This window comes from Aeromonas sp. s4 (assembly GCF_040907855.1).
GTDB lineage: Bacteria > Pseudomonadota > Gammaproteobacteria > Enterobacterales > Aeromonadaceae > Aeromonas > Aeromonas caviae.
Genome location: NZ_JBFOCP010000057.1, coordinates 169,669 through 185,371 on the forward strand (window position 1 = coordinate 169,669; position 15,703 = coordinate 185,371).

The 15,703-nt window shown below is 62.4% G+C and carries 14 protein-coding genes; 6 read left to right on the forward strand and 8 right to left on the reverse strand.

Annotated features, from left to right (window positions below; genetic code table 11):
* Nucleotides 1-28: 28 nt before the first annotated feature.
* Nucleotides 29-1,099, reverse strand: a complete 1,071-nt coding sequence (locus tag AB5Y89_RS19700) for a transcriptional regulator (RefSeq protein WP_045524846.1) — start codon at nt 1,097-1,099, stop codon at nt 29-31.
* Nucleotides 1,100-1,505: 406 nt separating this feature from the next.
* Between AB5Y89_RS19700 and AB5Y89_RS19705 the strand changes: the two genes are divergently transcribed.
* Nucleotides 1,506-2,828, forward strand: a complete 1,323-nt coding sequence (locus AB5Y89_RS19705) for a YjiH family protein (RefSeq protein WP_010674712.1) — start codon at nt 1,506-1,508, stop codon at nt 2,826-2,828.
* A gap of 57 nt (nt 2,829-2,885) precedes the next feature.
* Here AB5Y89_RS19705 and AB5Y89_RS19710 read toward each other — a convergent pair whose 3' ends face one another.
* Nucleotides 2,886-3,767, reverse strand: coding sequence for a pirin family protein (locus tag AB5Y89_RS19710; RefSeq protein WP_043152681.1), 882 nt, complete (start codon nt 3,765-3,767; stop codon nt 2,886-2,888).
* 118 nt (nt 3,768-3,885) lie between these two features.
* On the opposite strand from AB5Y89_RS19710, the gene AB5Y89_RS19715 reads away from it, so the two are divergent.
* A complete protein-coding gene (locus AB5Y89_RS19715; RefSeq protein ID WP_114522870.1) occupies nt 3,886-4,812 on the forward strand; it encodes a LysR family transcriptional regulator in 927 nt (308 codons plus the stop codon).
* Nucleotides 4,813-4,923: 111 nt separating this feature from the next.
* Here AB5Y89_RS19715 and AB5Y89_RS19720 read toward each other — a convergent pair whose 3' ends face one another.
* The 4 genes from AB5Y89_RS19720 to AB5Y89_RS19735 form a co-directional block, all read right to left on the reverse strand.
* Entirely contained in the window at nt 4,924-5,253 is a 330-nt protein-coding gene (locus tag AB5Y89_RS19720) for a YbaB/EbfC family nucleoid-associated protein (protein WP_005301028.1), read from the reverse strand.
* Between the two features lie 124 nt (nt 5,254-5,377).
* The gene (gene dnaX, locus AB5Y89_RS19725; protein ID WP_139737182.1) at nt 5,378-7,855 is read right to left on the reverse strand and encodes a DNA polymerase III subunit gamma/tau; all 2,478 of its coding nucleotides are present in this window, start codon (nt 7,853-7,855) and stop codon (nt 5,378-5,380) included.
* 177 nt (nt 7,856-8,032) lie between these two features.
* Entirely contained in the window at nt 8,033-8,578 is a 546-nt protein-coding gene (gene apt, locus AB5Y89_RS19730) for an adenine phosphoribosyltransferase (protein ID WP_010674707.1), read from the reverse strand.
* A 132-nt stretch (nt 8,579-8,710) separates the two neighbouring features.
* Nucleotides 8,711-9,088: a YbaN family protein gene (locus tag AB5Y89_RS19735; protein WP_039039141.1), complete on the reverse strand. Its 378-nt coding sequence runs from the start codon at nt 9,086-9,088 to the stop codon at nt 8,711-8,713.
* Nucleotides 9,089-9,264: 176 nt separating this feature from the next.
* Between AB5Y89_RS19735 and dusC the strand changes: the two genes are divergently transcribed.
* The 4 genes from dusC (at nt 9,265) to AB5Y89_RS19755 (ending at nt 12,583) form a co-directional block, all read left to right on the forward strand.
* Nucleotides 9,265-10,209, forward strand: coding sequence for a tRNA dihydrouridine(16) synthase DusC (gene dusC / locus AB5Y89_RS19740; RefSeq protein WP_103243143.1), 945 nt, complete (start codon nt 9,265-9,267; stop codon nt 10,207-10,209).
* 56 nt (nt 10,210-10,265) lie between these two features.
* Entirely contained in the window at nt 10,266-11,093 is an 828-nt protein-coding gene (locus AB5Y89_RS19745) for an AraC family transcriptional regulator (RefSeq protein ID WP_128295888.1), read from the forward strand.
* Nucleotides 11,094-11,167: 74 nt separating this feature from the next.
* The gene (locus tag AB5Y89_RS19750; RefSeq protein ID WP_323920694.1) at nt 11,168-12,133 is read left to right on the forward strand and encodes a DMT family transporter; all 966 of its coding nucleotides are present in this window, start codon (nt 11,168-11,170) and stop codon (nt 12,131-12,133) included.
* 81 nt (nt 12,134-12,214) lie between these two features.
* Nucleotides 12,215-12,583, forward strand: coding sequence for a TraR/DksA C4-type zinc finger protein (locus AB5Y89_RS19755; protein WP_039039175.1), 369 nt, complete (start codon nt 12,215-12,217; stop codon nt 12,581-12,583).
* A 158-nt stretch (nt 12,584-12,741) separates the two neighbouring features.
* Here the strand turns inward: AB5Y89_RS19755 and rnd are convergent, their stop codons facing one another.
* Nucleotides 12,742-13,854: a ribonuclease D gene (gene rnd, locus AB5Y89_RS19760; protein WP_042865294.1), complete on the reverse strand. Its 1,113-nt coding sequence runs from the start codon at nt 13,852-13,854 to the stop codon at nt 12,742-12,744.
* Between the two features lie 98 nt (nt 13,855-13,952).
* Complete coding sequence (gene fadD / locus AB5Y89_RS19765) at nt 13,953-15,629, reverse strand: long-chain-fatty-acid--CoA ligase FadD (protein ID WP_201888715.1); 1,677 nt, start codon at nt 15,627-15,629, stop codon at nt 13,953-13,955.
* Between the last annotated feature and the right edge of the window lie 74 nt (nt 15,630-15,703).

Sequence of the window (15,703 nt, forward strand, 5' to 3'; positions counted from 1 at the left end):
GGCTCACTCCAAGCATAGTCCGCATGGATCAGGAGATGGATTGCAGCAAGAGCAAGAGCTCGTTCTGGCTGTGGCAGTCGGTCTTCTTGAACACCCCTTTCAGAGTGGAGCGGACGGTTTCCACCTTGACACCGCGCAGCTCCGCAATGTCGTTGCTGCTGTAACCCTTGCTCATCAGCACCAGCAGCTCCTTCTCGCCAATGGTGAGAGGATAGAGGCTGGCCAGCGCTTCGATGTCGGGGTTGAAGGCGTGCTCGGGGTCACGCAGCACCACTTCCACATAGCGTTCAAAGCGGCTGAGTCCGCTCATCAGGGTGCATTGGACCAGCAGCGGGCGCAGGTTAGGCTGACGGGGAATGGACATATAGGCGCTGGCGCCGGGCAGCAAATAGGCAAAGCCATTGAGGATCTCCTTGAGCTGACGTTGCTGCTCCTTATTTTGCAAAGAGAAAATGCCATTGATGGCCCGCAATTCCACATTTTCATCGGCGATACGGTTGAAGGCCACATTGGAATAATGAATATGCCCCTTGTCGTCTATGATGGCGCTGGGCTTATTATGGTTTTTCACCAGTTGTTGCAACTGATAGTTCTGGGTTTCCAGGGCCAGCAAGTTCCAATAATGGTGGCTCCAGGCCGCCAGTCCGGAATAGATTTCCGAGAGCGAGGTGAGGTCGCGACTGCTGAAATCATCTTGCGTTGCACCACGGTAACTGCACAGGCTGCTCAGCCCCCTCCCTTTCACCTGGCAGACGCCGCCGGCGGCGAATTGGGCGCCGAAACTTGCCAGCAGGCCCACCGAGCTTGAAATGCTGTTGGCGCTGACAATCCCCTTGCACCCTTTATCCAGGTAATGGTTGAACCACACATCCTGGCGATGATGTTGCAGGTAAAACTGCTGCTGGGCCTCGGTCAGACCGCTGGAAAAAAGCTTTATTCCGTCGCTCTTGTCATCATCCCGCAATAAAAACAGGGATGAACTACAGGAAACGTCGGCACGAAATTGGTCCACGACGAGCTTAATGTCAGAATCATTAATACCGCACTCGTATAACTGGCTGATATAGGGCGATATCCTTTCTTTCTCTAATGCCTTCACACCCGAACTCCTAATTCTTATTTTTATTGAAGAGGCATCTTACTCTGCAATGGGATAGTCGAAAAGTAGTCAAATGAACAAAGGGTTTATGATTTATTCATAAATAGTCATGAATATAGGCTCATGAATGAATATGGCCAAAAAGGGTAAATAGCCGCTCATGTTTTTCCTGGCGCTGGTCGCTTACCTCCCTGTTTTACCTCTTGATGTCTAACCACCCACTCGCCATCCCGGCCCCTCTTCCCCCCAAGATCACGCTTTTCAACATTGGGGTCATCTGCATCCACACCGATTCACATGTTGCATTTTGGTGACTTTGGTGTTTCCATTTTGAGCGCCGGACGATATTGTATATACAAATCATCCCCTCAATGGAATTGAACCATGCGGATCACAAGGAGAGAAAATGGAACCTGAACACACGCTCACTGCACCGGCAGGATCAGGGGCCGGCATCAAGCTGCTGTTGGCCAGCCTGCTTGGCATCGCCATCTTTTTTGTTCCCTTCGAGCTTGGCGGGCGCAGCACCATAGTGGTGGATCACCTGGCCGGCTTTCTGATTGCCCAGCGCCCCCTTGCCCTGACCCTCATTCTCTTGCTCATCGCCTATGGCGCCATCACCCCCTTGCTGGATGGCCGCTGGCGCGCCCGTCCCATCGACAGGGTATTGAGCCTGTTCAAGCTGCTCGGGCTGGCCCTAGCCATTTTGTATGTCACAGACTGGGGCCCTGCCTGGTTGATGACCCCGGATCGCCTCCCCTTCCTGTTCGACAAACTGGCCATGTCTGTGGGTCTCATCGTGCCTATCGGCGCCATGGCCCTGACCTTCCTGCTCGGTTTCGGCCTGCTGGAATTCATCGGGGTGCTGATGCAACCCGTGATGCGCCCCCTGTGGCGCACGCCGGGTCACTCCGCCATCGATGCGGTCGCCTCTTTCGTCGGCAGCTACTCGGTGGGCCTACTCATCACCAACCGGGTCTTCCTCGCGGGCAAGTACACGGTGCGAGAAGCCGTCATCATCGCCACCGGCTTCTCCACCGTCTCAGCCGCCTTCATGATCATCGTGGCCAAGACCCTCAACCTGATGGGACACTGGAACTTCTACTTCTGGTCCACCCTGGTGATCACTTTCGTCATCACCGCCATCCTGGCGCGCGTTCCTCCCATCAGTCGCCTGGCTCACCATGGGGAGACCGACGAGCCTCTACCGGCTGGCATGAGCCGCTGGCAGGCGGCCCTCACCTGCGGCCTGACCCAGTCCCACCAGGCAGATCCCCTGCTGCGGCAATTGAAGGACAACCTCAGGGACGGTCTTCACATGGCCGCTGCCGTGGTGCCCACCATACTGTCCGTCGGTCTGCTGGGCCTGCTGCTGGCAAAGCACACCCCCCTGTTCGATCTGCTGGGCTGGCTGCTCTGGCCACTGACCTGGCTGCTGGATCTCGGCGAGCCGCTCGCCACCGCCAAGGCCCTCTCGGCCGGTCTGGCCGAGATGTTCCTGCCCGCCATCCTGCTCAAGGATGCCGACCTGCTGGTGCGCTATGTCGCGGCCGTGGTTTCGGTCAGCTCGGTGCTCTTCTTCTCTGCCTCCATCCCCTGCATCCTGGCCACCCGGATCCCGGTGAGCGTGGGACAGCTGGTGGTGATCTGGCTGCTGCGCACCCTGCTTGGCATCCTGCTGGCCGCCTTGTGCGGCAGGCTGGCGCTGGCCCTCGGCTGGCTCGGTTGACCAGGGCCCATAAAAAAACAAAGCGCCATCAGGCGCTTTGTTTTTATCGGGATTGTCTCAGGGGGCGATGACGGCGAACCGGCCGCTGTTGAAATCATCTATCGCCTGATGGATCTCTGCCTCGCTGTTCATGACAAAGGGCCCATAACCCACGATGGGTTCATCGATGGGCTCGCCACTCAACAGCAACAAGCTGGCCTCGCCCTCCGCCTCCAGCATGAACTCCTCCCCGTTGGGATCGAGCAGCACCAGTTGTGCTTCGCCCGCGCGCTCCTGACCGTTGATAATGAGAGAGCCCTTGAGTACCACCAAGGCACTGTTCCATCCCGCTACCGCCGGCAGCACCACGCTGGCCCCGCCCTTGAGCCGCAAATCCCAGATGTTCATGGGCGAGAAGGTGCGGGCTGGCCCCTCTACCTCGCCTTGTTGCAACCCGGCATCGTTCCCGGCGATGATGCGCACCCGCACGTCGCCCTCCTTGAGGCTCAGTTGCGGGATGGTGTCGCTGGTGATGCCCTGATAACCGGGCGTCGACATCTTGTGTTTGGCGGGCAGGTTGACCCAGAGCTGCACCATGTCGAGGGTGCCACCACGACGGGTGAACCCCTGGGAGTGGAATTCGTCGTGCATGATGCCGGCGGCGGCCGTCATCCACTGCACGTCTCCCGGACCGATGATCCCCCCCTGACCGGTCGAGTCGCGATGGGCGACCTCCCCTTCATAGACGATGGTGACCGTCTCGAAGCCACGGTGCGGGTGCTCCCCCACTCCCCTGGCATGATCGGCGGGCTCGAAATGTGCCGGGCCAGCCCTGTCCAGCAGCAGGAAGGGGCTCAAGGCGCGGCCATGGGTCTGATACGAGAACAGCGAGCGAACCGGGAATCCGTCGCCGACCCAGTGTTGTCGAGGGGCGCTGTAAATACCGATGACTCTTTTCATGATGCTCTCCTGGGTGATCGTCACGGGATGTGTCGTTGCTCGCATTGTGAGTCTGGAACGCTGCGTCCGGTAGACGTAAAATTGGCCATCAGCGTCCTATTTTGTGAACGATAACCCCATGCAACAGGATCTCAACGACCTCTATTTCTATGTCCAGGTGGTGGATCACGGGGGCTTTGCCCAGGCCGGCAGGGCCCTCGGCATGCCCAAATCCAGGCTCAGCCGCCGCATCGCCATGCTGGAGGAGCGACTCGGGGTGCGTCTTATCCAGCGTTCCACCCGCAGCTTCACCGTCACCGAACTCGGGCAGGCTTATTACACCCGTTGCCGGGCCATGCTGGTGGAAGCCGATGCGGCGCAGGATCTCATCGCCGCGACCCAGAGCGAGCCTTGCGGTCTGGTGCGCATCGCCTGCCCCATCGATCTGCTGCACGCCCACGTAGGGAGGATGCTGGTCTCGTTCGCCCTGGCCCATCCCAGCGTCAAGGTGCAGCTCGTCGGGGTCAACCGGGCGGTGGATCTGGTCGCGGAGGGGTTGGACATGGCGCTCAGGGTGCGACCACTGCCCCTGGAGGACAGCGATCTCGCCATGCGGGTGCTGGGTTATGCGACCCAGTGTCTGGTGGCAAGCCCGGCCCTTGTCGCGTCACTCGGCATGCCCCGGGCCCCCGCAGATCTGCTGTCATGGCCGAGCCTCGGTCATGGCGCCAGCCTGGAAGGCCATCACTGGACCCTGCTGGGCCCCGATGGGGCCCGAGTCAAACAGCACCACAGCCCCCGCTTTGCTACCACCGACATGCAGACATTGCGTCAGGGGGCGATCGACGGGCTCGGGGTCGTGCAACTGCCCACCATGATGATGAATGAGCCCCTGGCCGATGGCCGGCTGGTGCGTCTGCTCCCCGACTGGGCCCCGCGCCAGGAGGTGATCCACGCGGTCTTCCCCTCACGCCGCGGTCTGCTGCCTGCCATCCGCGCCCTCATCGATCATCTGGTCGAGGGCTTCTCCCCCCTGGCGCAGGCAAGTGCGCCGCCCCCGCCATGATCTGCGCATGGCCGTTCCCGGGGTTGCCGACATGCAAAAGGCCAGAGCTTGGCTCTGGCCTTTTCATTTTTCCCCTTCCCAGAGGAGGGGAAACGGATACGGGCAGTATCCTCAGAAGGGCATCTTGAAGCCCGGGGGCAGTTGCATGCCGCCGGTCAGCTCGCCCATCTTGGCCTTGTTCTGCTCTTCCACGCGGCGCACGGCGTCATTGACGGCGGCGGCGACCAGATCTTCCAGCATCTCCTTGTCATCTTCCATCAGGCTGGGATCGATCTCGATACGACGCACGCTGTGGCTGCCGGCCATGGTCACCTTGACCATGCCTGCGCCCGCCTCGCCGACCACTTCCATCTGGGCCAGCTGCTCTTGCATCTTCTGCATGCGCTCTTGCATCTGTTGGGCCTGTTTCATCAGGTTACCCATTCCACCTTTACCAAACATAGATCGTCTCTCGTCTTGAAATCCGGCATCCAGCGCCGGGCTGTGGGTTCATCTGCCCTAAATGGGGGCAGCCAAAGGTCTTTTCAACCGGGGACAAACCCCGGCACGGTTTTTTCACCGCAATTCAGCGACTCAGGGGTTCGATGCTCTCGGGATGAAGCACGGCGCCGAAACGCTGCTGCAAGAATTGTACGTTGGGATCCGCCGCCAGATCCCGGCTCACCTGTTCACGCACCCCGAGATAGAGACGGTGCTCTATCTCGAGCGGCGTCTCCCGCGCGGGATCCGAGCCCAGGGTCACATCGATGTGAACCGGGCCGCCCAGCTCGGGACTGATGATCTCGGCCAGATCGGCGCGGGCCTTGTCGCTCACCAGATGGCGCTGCTCGGGTTTGAGCAGCAGGGAGACCCGATTGCCTTCCCGGGTCATCACCGCGTTGATGGCCAGTTGACGCAGCCGACCCCCCACCCCGGTGCGGGCGATGAGCTCGGCCCAGGCGTCCCCGCAATTGACCAGCAAGGACGAGGGGATCAGACGGGCGACCTCTCCCTCCTCCTCGGGCTGGGCGTCGCTCTCCAGGGCATCCCAGTCGATGGTCTCCATCAATGCAATGGCGGGCTGAGGCTCGCTCGCGGCCACTGGAGGCGCGGCAGGCACCATAGCGGCAACAGCAGGTGCCGCCGCATCCGCGCTGCCGACGTCAGCGCCCAGATCCCAGGGCGGCAGATCCTCCTGCGAAGGAGGATCCATGGTGGCGGGAGCTGGCTGGGCGGAAGTCACTGCCCGCGTGGGCAACGGGGCACTGGCAAACCCCTCGTCAAACCCCTGACTCAGATACTCTTCGTAGTCACTGGCCCCCTCTTCATAGGCATCCAGAGGGGGCAGGTCGTCATACCCCGTTTGCATGGCAGATCCCTGCCCCGGCATCTCGGGCCGCGCCGCTGGTTGCACCTCGGCCTGGGGCGAAGTCGCGACGGCAGGCATCGGGGCCGGTTTGGTAGCGGCCACCGGTTTGACGGGAGTGACCCGGGCAGGCGCGGCGTTTGCACTCTGCTCGCCACGCAGGCGGCTTCGCAGCAAATTGCGCTTGCCAAGCAGGCTCTGCATGCTGGAGGTCGAAGAGATAGTGACGTCTTCCCCTTGGACCTCAACCTGCTGCATCTGCCCGGCGTCATCCGCCGCCAACGGCGCAGAGGCAGGCTCTGCAGGCGGACTGGCGGGCACCACGGCCTCGTAACCCATCCGTTCGGCCTCGCGCAGCAGCTCATCCTGCTCGGCAAAGAGCGGATCCAGCACTGCACCCTCCTCCGCCTTGGGTGCGGGGGCGACGTGCTCGGCCTCAAGGACCGATGCTGGCGCGGCGGGAGCCTGTGGTGCTGCGCTGGCAGCCGGGGCCGACTCAGCCCCCTGGGGCTTTCCCGGCAGGAGCGGCGCGCTTTCCCTCGCTGCCGCCATCACGCCGGAGTGCCCTGTCATGAGAGGTTGGGCCGCCAGGTTGGCGGGATGGACCACCTCGCGCCGGGGAGAGAAGGCCAGCATCCGCAGACAGGTCATCTCCAGTGCGGTGCGCCCGTCAGGGGCCCAGGGCAGATCCTTGCGCCCCCCCAGCACGATTTGATAGCAGAGCTGCACCTCTTCCGGGCTCATGGCTCCGGCAAGCTGCAGCAAGGCATCGGCATCCGCCCCCTGCTCCTGCACGCTCGCAGGGAGCAGTTGCGCCATGGCCACCCGGTGGAGCAAGGCTTCCAGCTCGGCGTGAAGCTGATCGAAATCCGGCCCCAGGGTCGCAATCTCGGTGATCTTGGCCATGGTGGCCGGGGCATCCTGGCGCAGCACCGCCTCCAGCAACTGGTGCAGGTGGTGATGATCGAGGGTCCCCAGCATGGTGAGCACGCTCTCCAGGCGCACGCTGCCGTTGCCGTGGGCCAACGCCTGATCGGTGAGGCTCAGGGCATCGCGCATGCTGCCGTCGGCCGCCTTGGCCAGGGCCAGCAGGGCGCGAGGCTCGAAGGGTTGTCCCTCCTGATCCAGCACCCATTCGAGCTGCCTGGCGATCTGGGTCTGATCCAGGCTCTTGAGATGAAACTGCAGGCAGCGCGAGAGGATGGTGATGGGGAGCTTCTGCGGATCCGTGGTGGCCAGCAGGAATTTCACATAGGGGGGCGGCTCTTCCAGGGTTTTGAGCAGCGCATTGAAGCTGTGGCGCGACAGCATGTGCACTTCATCGATGAGGTACACCTTGAAACGACCACGGGCCGGACGGTACTGCACGTTGTCGAGTAGTTCGCGGGTGTCTTCCACCTTGGTGCGAGACGCCGCATCGATTTCCAGCAGATCGACGAAATTGCCCTGATCGATCTCGCGGCAGGTATCGCACACACCGCACGGATGGCTGCTGATCCCCTGCTCGCAGTTGAGGCTCTTGGCCAGAATGCGGGCGATGGTGGTCTTGCCCACCCCGCGGGTCCCGCTCAGCAGGTAGGCATGGTGAAGCCGTCCCTGATCCAGGGCATTGGTCAGGGCAGTCAGCACATGTTGCTGGCCGACCACTTGTTCAAACGTATGGGGGCGCCATTTGCGCGCCAAAACTTGATAGCTCATAGATCTCGATGCTGGGAAACGAGGCATTGAGGCTGGATGCTAACACAAATGGAGGGCTGGCTGTATGGGGGATGCGCCGCCTTGGGAGGGATCGCTTGAATTTCAAACCGGTGCCCGTTCAGGCACCGGTTTGCGGCAGAAAGCAGGGTGACGAGGCCTGCCGCGCGAAGGGGCGATTTACGCCCCCGCGAGTTCCACCAGAGAGACCACCTTGACGCCGGCGGCGGTCAGGCGGGCATCACCGCCCAGGGACGGCAGGGAGATGATGAAGGCGGCATCCGCTACCTCACCGCCGGCGCGGCGGATGAGCTTGACGGTGGCATCGACGGTGCCGCCGGTGGCCAGCAGATCGTCCACCACCAGCACCTTGTCACCGGGCACGATGGCATCGGTGTGCAGTTGCAGGGTGTCGGTGCCGTACTCCAGGGCGTAGGACTCCTCGATGACGGCGCGGGGCAGCTTGCCCGGCTTGCGCACCGGCACGAACCCCAGCCCCATGGCGTAGGCAACCGGGGCGCCGAAGATGAAGCCACGGGCCTCGGTGCCGACAATCTTGGTGATGCCTTGATCACGGTAATGATCGGCCAGCAGATCGATGGTGGCCTTGAAGGCCTCGGCATTCTCGATCAGGCTGGTGATGTCGCGAAACAGGATGCCCGGCTTCGGATAGTCGGGAATGGTCTTGATGCTCGCTTCGATAAACTTCAGGGTTTCCGGATTCATTATTTGACCGCTTATTTTTTGAGCCCTGCCATGGCGGCGCACGGGGTCTCCGCCTGGGGGCAATAAAAAGGCCCGTCACGCAAAAATGACGAGCCAACTCCATAGCATTATTGCCGCGATAGCTTAGGGATTTCACTTCTTCATTGCAACCGGCTCCAGCACCGGCAGACGCATCAACCAGGTGAGCAGGATCACCATTATGACAACCAGCAGCCATCTCACCCAGGGCAATGGCACCACCAGCAGCGATACCGAGAACGAGATCAGGATGAAGATGATGGCGCGGCGTCTGGCGTGGCGGCGAATGCCGCGATACTGCTGCCAGTCGAGGATGGGGGGGCCAAACCAGGGATGCGCCAGCAACCAGCCATGAAAGCGGGGGGAGGAGCGCGCAAACAGCGCCGCCGCCAGCAACATGAAGGGGGTTGTCGGCAGCAGGGGCAGGACTATCCCGACTATCCCGGTGGCGAAGGCAAGCCAGCCCAGGGCCATCAGACACCAGCGTTTCATGGGTACTCCTCTAGTGTTTCTCTGCCTTTAGCCTAACAGAGTTGGCCCGGAAGCTGACAGCCTGGCCCAGTCTGCGGCCGTCGATGGGGGCCATCGAGTGGGCAGACGGCTGACAATCCCGGCCATTGCCACTACAATCTGCGCTCTTTTTTCTCCCCTTGTCTTCGGAAGCAGCTATGCGCGTTATTTTGGCCCCCATGCAGGGGGTGCTGGATCACCTGATGCGGGAGGTCCTCACCTCCGTCAATGATTACGACCTCTGCGTCAGTGAATTCATCCGGGTGGTCGATCAACTGCTGCCCGCCAAGGTCTTCCATCGCCTCTGCCCCGAGCTGAAACAGGATGGCAAGACCCGTGCAGGGACCCCGGTACGGGTGCAACTGCTGGGACAACATCCGGAGTGGCTGGCAGAAAATGCCATCCGGGCCATCGAGCTCGGCTCTCCCGGGGTCGATCTCAACTTCGGCTGCCCTGCCCCCACGGTCAACAAGAGCAAGGGGGGCGCCGTGCTGCTCAAGGAGCCCGAGACCGTCTATCGCATCGTCAAGGCGGTGCGGGAGGCCGTGCCTGCCCACCTGCCGGTGAGCGCCAAGATCCGTCTGGGATACGATGACAAGGATCTCTATCTGGACAACGCCCAGGCCGTCTATCAGGGGGGGGCCAACGAGCTGGCGGTGCATGCCCGCACCAAGCGCGAAGGCTACAAGGCACCGGCACACTGGGAGTACGTGGACGCCATCCGCCGTGCCCTGCCCATCCCCGTCACCGCCAACGGCGAGATCTGGAACCATGCCGATGCCCTGACCTGTGCCCGGGTGTCCGGTTGCGATGCCCTCATGGTGGGCCGAGGCGCCATCTCCCTCCCCAACCTGGCCAACGTGATGAAGACGGGGTGTGCCCACATGAGCTGGGCCGAGGTACTGCAACTGATGGTGACCTACACCGAGCAGGATCTGGCGAGCGACAAGGCCGACTACTACCCCAGTCGCATCAAGCAGTGGTTCTCCTACATAGTGCGGGAATACCCCCAGGCCGACGAGCTGTTTCGTCGCATCCGCACCATCAAGACCGCAGAGGAGATCCGCACCGCCCTTGAGCGCGAGTGCGCCTCACAGGCCTAGACTTGGCCGCCGCCCCGCGGCGCCCTATGATGAAGGCTCATTGACAGGAGGTCAGGATGCAGGGAGTGCCGGTCAACTTTACCCATCAGCACGACAGGGCCGATTTTCGCGCCCTGCCGGGGCAGCCTGCGACCGAGCTCTATCGCGCCCACATCCAGCACCACATCTTCGATCCCCATAGTCACGAGGGGTTTGGCCTTGGTGTCATCGAGTGCGGTGCCGAGCGCTTTCGCTATCGCGGCAGCCAGCTCCTGGCCGGTCCCGGCAGCCTGGTGCTGATGAACCCCGATGAGCTGCACACGGGCGAGTCAGCCTGCGAGCAGGGGTGGCGCTATCGCATGCTCTACCTGCCCGCCGATCGGCTCGAGGCCATCAGCGGCGAGCGCGACTGGTATTTCACCGATGCCGTGCGAAGCGATCCGCGCACTGCCCCCGTCCTGCAGGCGGCCCTGGATGCCCTCTGGCACTGTGACAGCGAGCTCGCCGCCGACGGCCTGCTGCTAAGGGTGTGCGAGACCCTGCGCCCCCATGCCCGGGCCCTGGCGGCCCCGCGCGAAGCGGCACACCCTCTGGGCCGCGCCATCGACTATATGCAGGCCTGTTTCGCTCGCCCCATTACCCTGGCCGAGCTGGCCGGTGCAGTGAACCTCAGCCCCTACCACTTCCAGCGCAGCTTCAAGGCCCGCTTTCACGTCACCCCCCAGCAGATGTTGATGGCCATCCGCCTGCAGCGCGCCAAGGGGTGGCTGGCCTCCGGCCTGCCCGCAGCCGAAGTGGCCGCCGCCTGTGGTCTGGCCGATCAGTCCCACCTCAACCGTGCCTTCCTGCGCCGCTATGGCACCACCCCGGTCCGCTACCAGAAACAGGTGCAGGCTGGCCGCTAAAGCGCAATCTGGTTCAATACGCCCCCCTTCCTCCCTGCTAGGCTGGCCTCCTTCTTCTTTACCGGATATGAAACATGTTGATCGGAGTCCTGTTTGCCCTGTTGGCCGGCCTGATGTGGGGGCTCATCTTCGTCGCCCCCCTCTTGGTGGACGGCTATCCCCCCGCCCTGCTCGCGAGCGGCCGCTACCTCGCCTTCGGCCTCATCGTACTGCCGCTCGCCTGGCAGGCCCGCAAACACCTGGCGGCCCTCTCGGCCAGCGACTGGCGAGAGGCCCTCGCCCTCACTCTGGTGGGGAACCTCCTTTACTACTTCTGCCTGTCGGGGGCCATCTTGCGCATCGGTTCACCCCTGGCGGCCATGTTTATCGGCACCCTGCCGGTGGTGACGGCCCTGGCCGCCAACCGCCTCTATGGCGCACGGGACGGTCGCCTCTCCCGCACCCGGCTCTACCCGTCCCTGGTGCTGATGGGGGCCGGCCTCTATCTGGTCAACAGCGCCGAGCTGACCTGGCACACCGAGGCGCGCACCGAACAACTGCTTGGGCTCGCCCTGGCGGTGGGCGCCGTGCTGTGCTGGACCTGGTATCCCCTGCGCAACGCCCGCTGGCTGCGCGAGCACCCGGGTCGCAGTCCGGCCGTCTGGGCCACCGCCCAGGGGCTGGTGACCCTGCCGGTGGCGCTCATTGCCTATCTCGGCAGCCTCGGCCATCTTGCCCTGAGCGCACCGGACTTTCCCCTGCCCTTCGGGCCGACGCCCCTGCGCTTCGTGCTGCTGATGGGGGCGGTGGGGCTCCTCTGCTCCTGGCTCGGCACCCTGTGCTGGAACGAGGCGAGCCAGCGCCTGCCGACCGTGCTGGTCGGGCCGCTCATCGTGTTCGAGACTCTGGCGGGGCTCTTGTACGCCTTTATGCTGCGCGGGATCATGCCCCCCATGAGTACCCTGGTAGGTGTCGTCTGTCTGGTGGCGGGGGTGCTCTACGTCATCACCGGCAAGCCGCAGCACCTGCCGGAAAAACCCGTCAAAGCACGGTTAACTTGACTCATGTCATCTTGATAAACCGCGGGTTTCCCTATACTGGCCGAGTTTTATCACTCGTTTTTGGGGGCTGCTGTGTGTGAAGTGACGCAAGCCCGGTTGGCCGAATGGCATCAGCGCCTTCTGACCGACTGGGCGCAAACAAGAGAGGAGCTGATCCGTCAGCTCAAGGCCTGTCGACAAGATGACTGGGCACAGAAGGTGGAGCGCTGCGAGCGGGATCAACTGGTTGATCTGACCAGCCGTCTCGATCTGCCCGGGGTGGAACACAGCGTGGCACGCCTCAAACGGCTCGACGCGGCGCTCTGCCAGATGGATCTGGGGCTCTATGGCTTCTGCTCCGATTGTGAGGAGCCGCTGCTCCCTGAACAGCTGGAACAGGATCCGACCCTGCAACGCTGCCCGCGCTGCGAGGCCCGCTACCGCAAGGGATTCCACGCTCACGAACTCTGATGGGGGCACCCTTTGTGCCCGCCATTTTCCTCCTCCCCCCCCTACTCGCTTCCCATCATGACCAACCCCCTGGCGCGACGATCCCGGCAACCCCGGGGGCAGCCGCACAGGCATGAAAAAGGGGAGTCATGGACTCCCCTTCTCGTACTGCGTACTCGTCACTGGGCCAGCAGGTGGCCTACCAGCTCATGACGCCACCCTTGCAGCAGCATGGGCTTGTCCGCCCTGGCCCGCTCTTCGGCACTCATGCGCCAGCTCCAGGTGAAGTACTGGTGGATGATCTTCTTGCTCGCCACCAGCTCCGGCGGAATGTTGCTGGCCTTGGCCTTCTCCTCCACCATGGCCTTGATGCGCTTGAGCTCGGCCTTGTACTGGGGGAAGTCCACCAGACGGCGGATGGGATCGGGCCAGCTCGCAGGGTCGCTCTGCTGGGCGGCGGCGACGATGTCCAGCATCCGCTTGCCGTGGATCTTGATCTCGATGGGCGAGAGGCCCAGCTCGTTGAGATCCCGAAGCGAAGCGGGACGACGCTCCGCCACCTTGAACAGGTGCAGCTCTTTGACCACGAAGTTGAGGGCAAGATCCCGACGTACCGCTTCCTGCTGGCGCCAGGCGGCCAGCTCGCGCAGGATGGCCAGCTCGCGGCGACCCAGTTGCCAGGCGTTGACTATCTCGAGGTAGGCCTGACGGGGATCGCTGCCCTGGGTCTTGCGGGCGGAGTGGTTCTGGCACTCCTGTTCGAACCAGGGGAACTTGCCGCTCTCGCGCAGTCTGGCCATCACCTTCTCGTAGAGGGGCATGAGGTAGAAGACATCCGCCGCGGCATATTCCAGCTGACGAGGGGTAAGGGGGCGCGCCAGCCAGTCGGTACGGGCCTGATCCTTCTCAAGCTCGACCCCGAGGAATTCGTTGACCAGGGCGCCAAACCCCACCGACACGCCATGGCCCAGGAAGGCTGCCGCCAGCTGGGTATCGTGCATCTGGTTGGGCAGGTGACCCGCCTGATGCTGGATGAGCTCCAGATCCTCACCGGAGGCGTGCAGGATGGCAATCTGTCCGGCCCGACCGAGGCGCTGCCACAAACCGGAGAGCTCCAGGGTCAGGGGATCGAGAAGGGCAAGCTGCTTGCCATCGTAGATCTGGAACAGACCGAGCTGGGGATAGTAGGTACGGGTGCGAACGAATTCGGTATCGATGGCCAGGGGAACGTCGGCCAGAGAAGCGAGATACTGATCCAGTTCGGCTTGCTGTGAAATGAGTTGATATTGCATCGTTGCCTGCACGTTGGTCGGATCCAGAAAGAAAAAACCGTGGATGTCCCACGGTTTTGCATAACGACAGCGCTGGACTGCAAAGCAGTGCATGCCGGTTACTGCTTGGCAATCTCCTCGTCGCGCAGCACGCGGCGCAGGATCTTGCCCACGTTGGTCTTGGGAAGTTCGTCGCGAAATTCTACCAGTTTCGGCACCTTATAGGCAGTCAGATGTTTGCGGCAGTGGGCAATTATCTCCTCTTCCGCCAGCTTTGCATCTTTCTTGACCACGAAGATCTTCACCTGCTCGCCGGACACCGGGTTGGGTACGCCGACGGCGGCTACCTCCAGCACCTTGGGATGCAGGGCCACCACGTCTTCTATCTCGTTCGGGTAGACGTTGAAGCCGGAGACCAGGATCATGTCCTTCTTGCGATCGACGATCTTGAAGAAGCCCTGCTCGTCGCATACCGCGATGTCGCCGGTGCAGAGCCAGCCATCCTGCATCACCTCGGCGGTCGCCTCCGGGCGCTGCCAGTAGCCGGTCATCACCTGAGGACCGCGCACCTGCATCTCGCCGGGGGCACCCCGTTCGGTGACCTGGTTCCCCTCGTCATCCACCAGACGGATCTCGGTGGAGCAGACCGGCAGGCCGATGGAGCCGTTGTAATCCACCAGATCATAGGGGCAGACGCTCACCAGGGGCGAGCACTCGGTCAGGCCATAGCCCTCCAGCAGCGGGGTGCCGGTCAGCCCCTTCCACTGCTCGGCCACCGCCCGTTGCACCGCCATGCCGCCACCGATGGTGAGCTTGAGCTTGGCAAAATCCATGCCCTTGAACTCGTCGTTGTTGACCAGGGCGTTGAACAGGGTGTTCACCCCGGTGATGCAGGTGAAAGGATACTTCTTGATCTCTTTGACAAAACCCGGGATGTCGCGGGGGTTGCTGATGAGCAGGTTGTAGCCCCCCAGACGCATGAACAGCAGGCAGTTCACCGTCAGGGCGAAGACGTGATAGAGCGGCAGCGCCGTGACCACGAACTCCTTGCCGCGCTCCAGCACAGGGCCATAGACACCGAGGCACTGCTCGACGTTGGCGATCATGTTGCGATGAGTCAGCATGGCCCCCTTGGAGAGACCGGTGGTCCCGCCGGTGTATTGCAGGAAGGCGATGTCCTGGTTGCTGATCTCGGGTTTGATGTACTGCAGGTAGCGCCCCTTGGCGAGGGCCTGGCGCATGGTGCTGGCATGAGGCAGGTTGTACTTGGGCACCAGCTTCTTGACGTATTTGACCACGAAGTTGACCAGGGTCCCCTTGGCCAGCCCCAGGTTGTCCCCCATCCGGGTCAGGATCACATGCTTGACCGGGGTGTCATACACCACTTTTTCCAGGGTGTGGGCGAAGTTGGAGACGATGACGATGGCCTTGGCGCCGGAGTCTTTCAACTGATGCTCCAGCTCGCGCGGGGTATAAAGGGGGTTGACGTTCACCACCGTCATGCCGGCCCGCAGGATGCCGAATACCGCGATGGGGTATTGCAGCAGGTTAGGCATCATCACGGCCACCCTGTCCCCCTTGCCGAGCTTCAGCTCGTTTTGCAGGTAGGCGGCGAAGGCTCGGGACTGCTCCTCCAGCCGGCGGTAGGTAATGGTCTGCCCCATGTTGACGAAGGCGGGTTGATCGGCGAACTGGGTCACCGACTCTTCAAACATCTCGACCAGAGAGCCGTATTGGTCTGGATTGATCTCGGCGGGCACCCCTTCTGGATAACGCTTCAGCCAGACTCTTTCCACGAACTTCTCCTGCATAACTCGCACCTGTGCGCTCACTGTGTTGCCTCCGTCCCTGTCACATCCATTTCAATCAA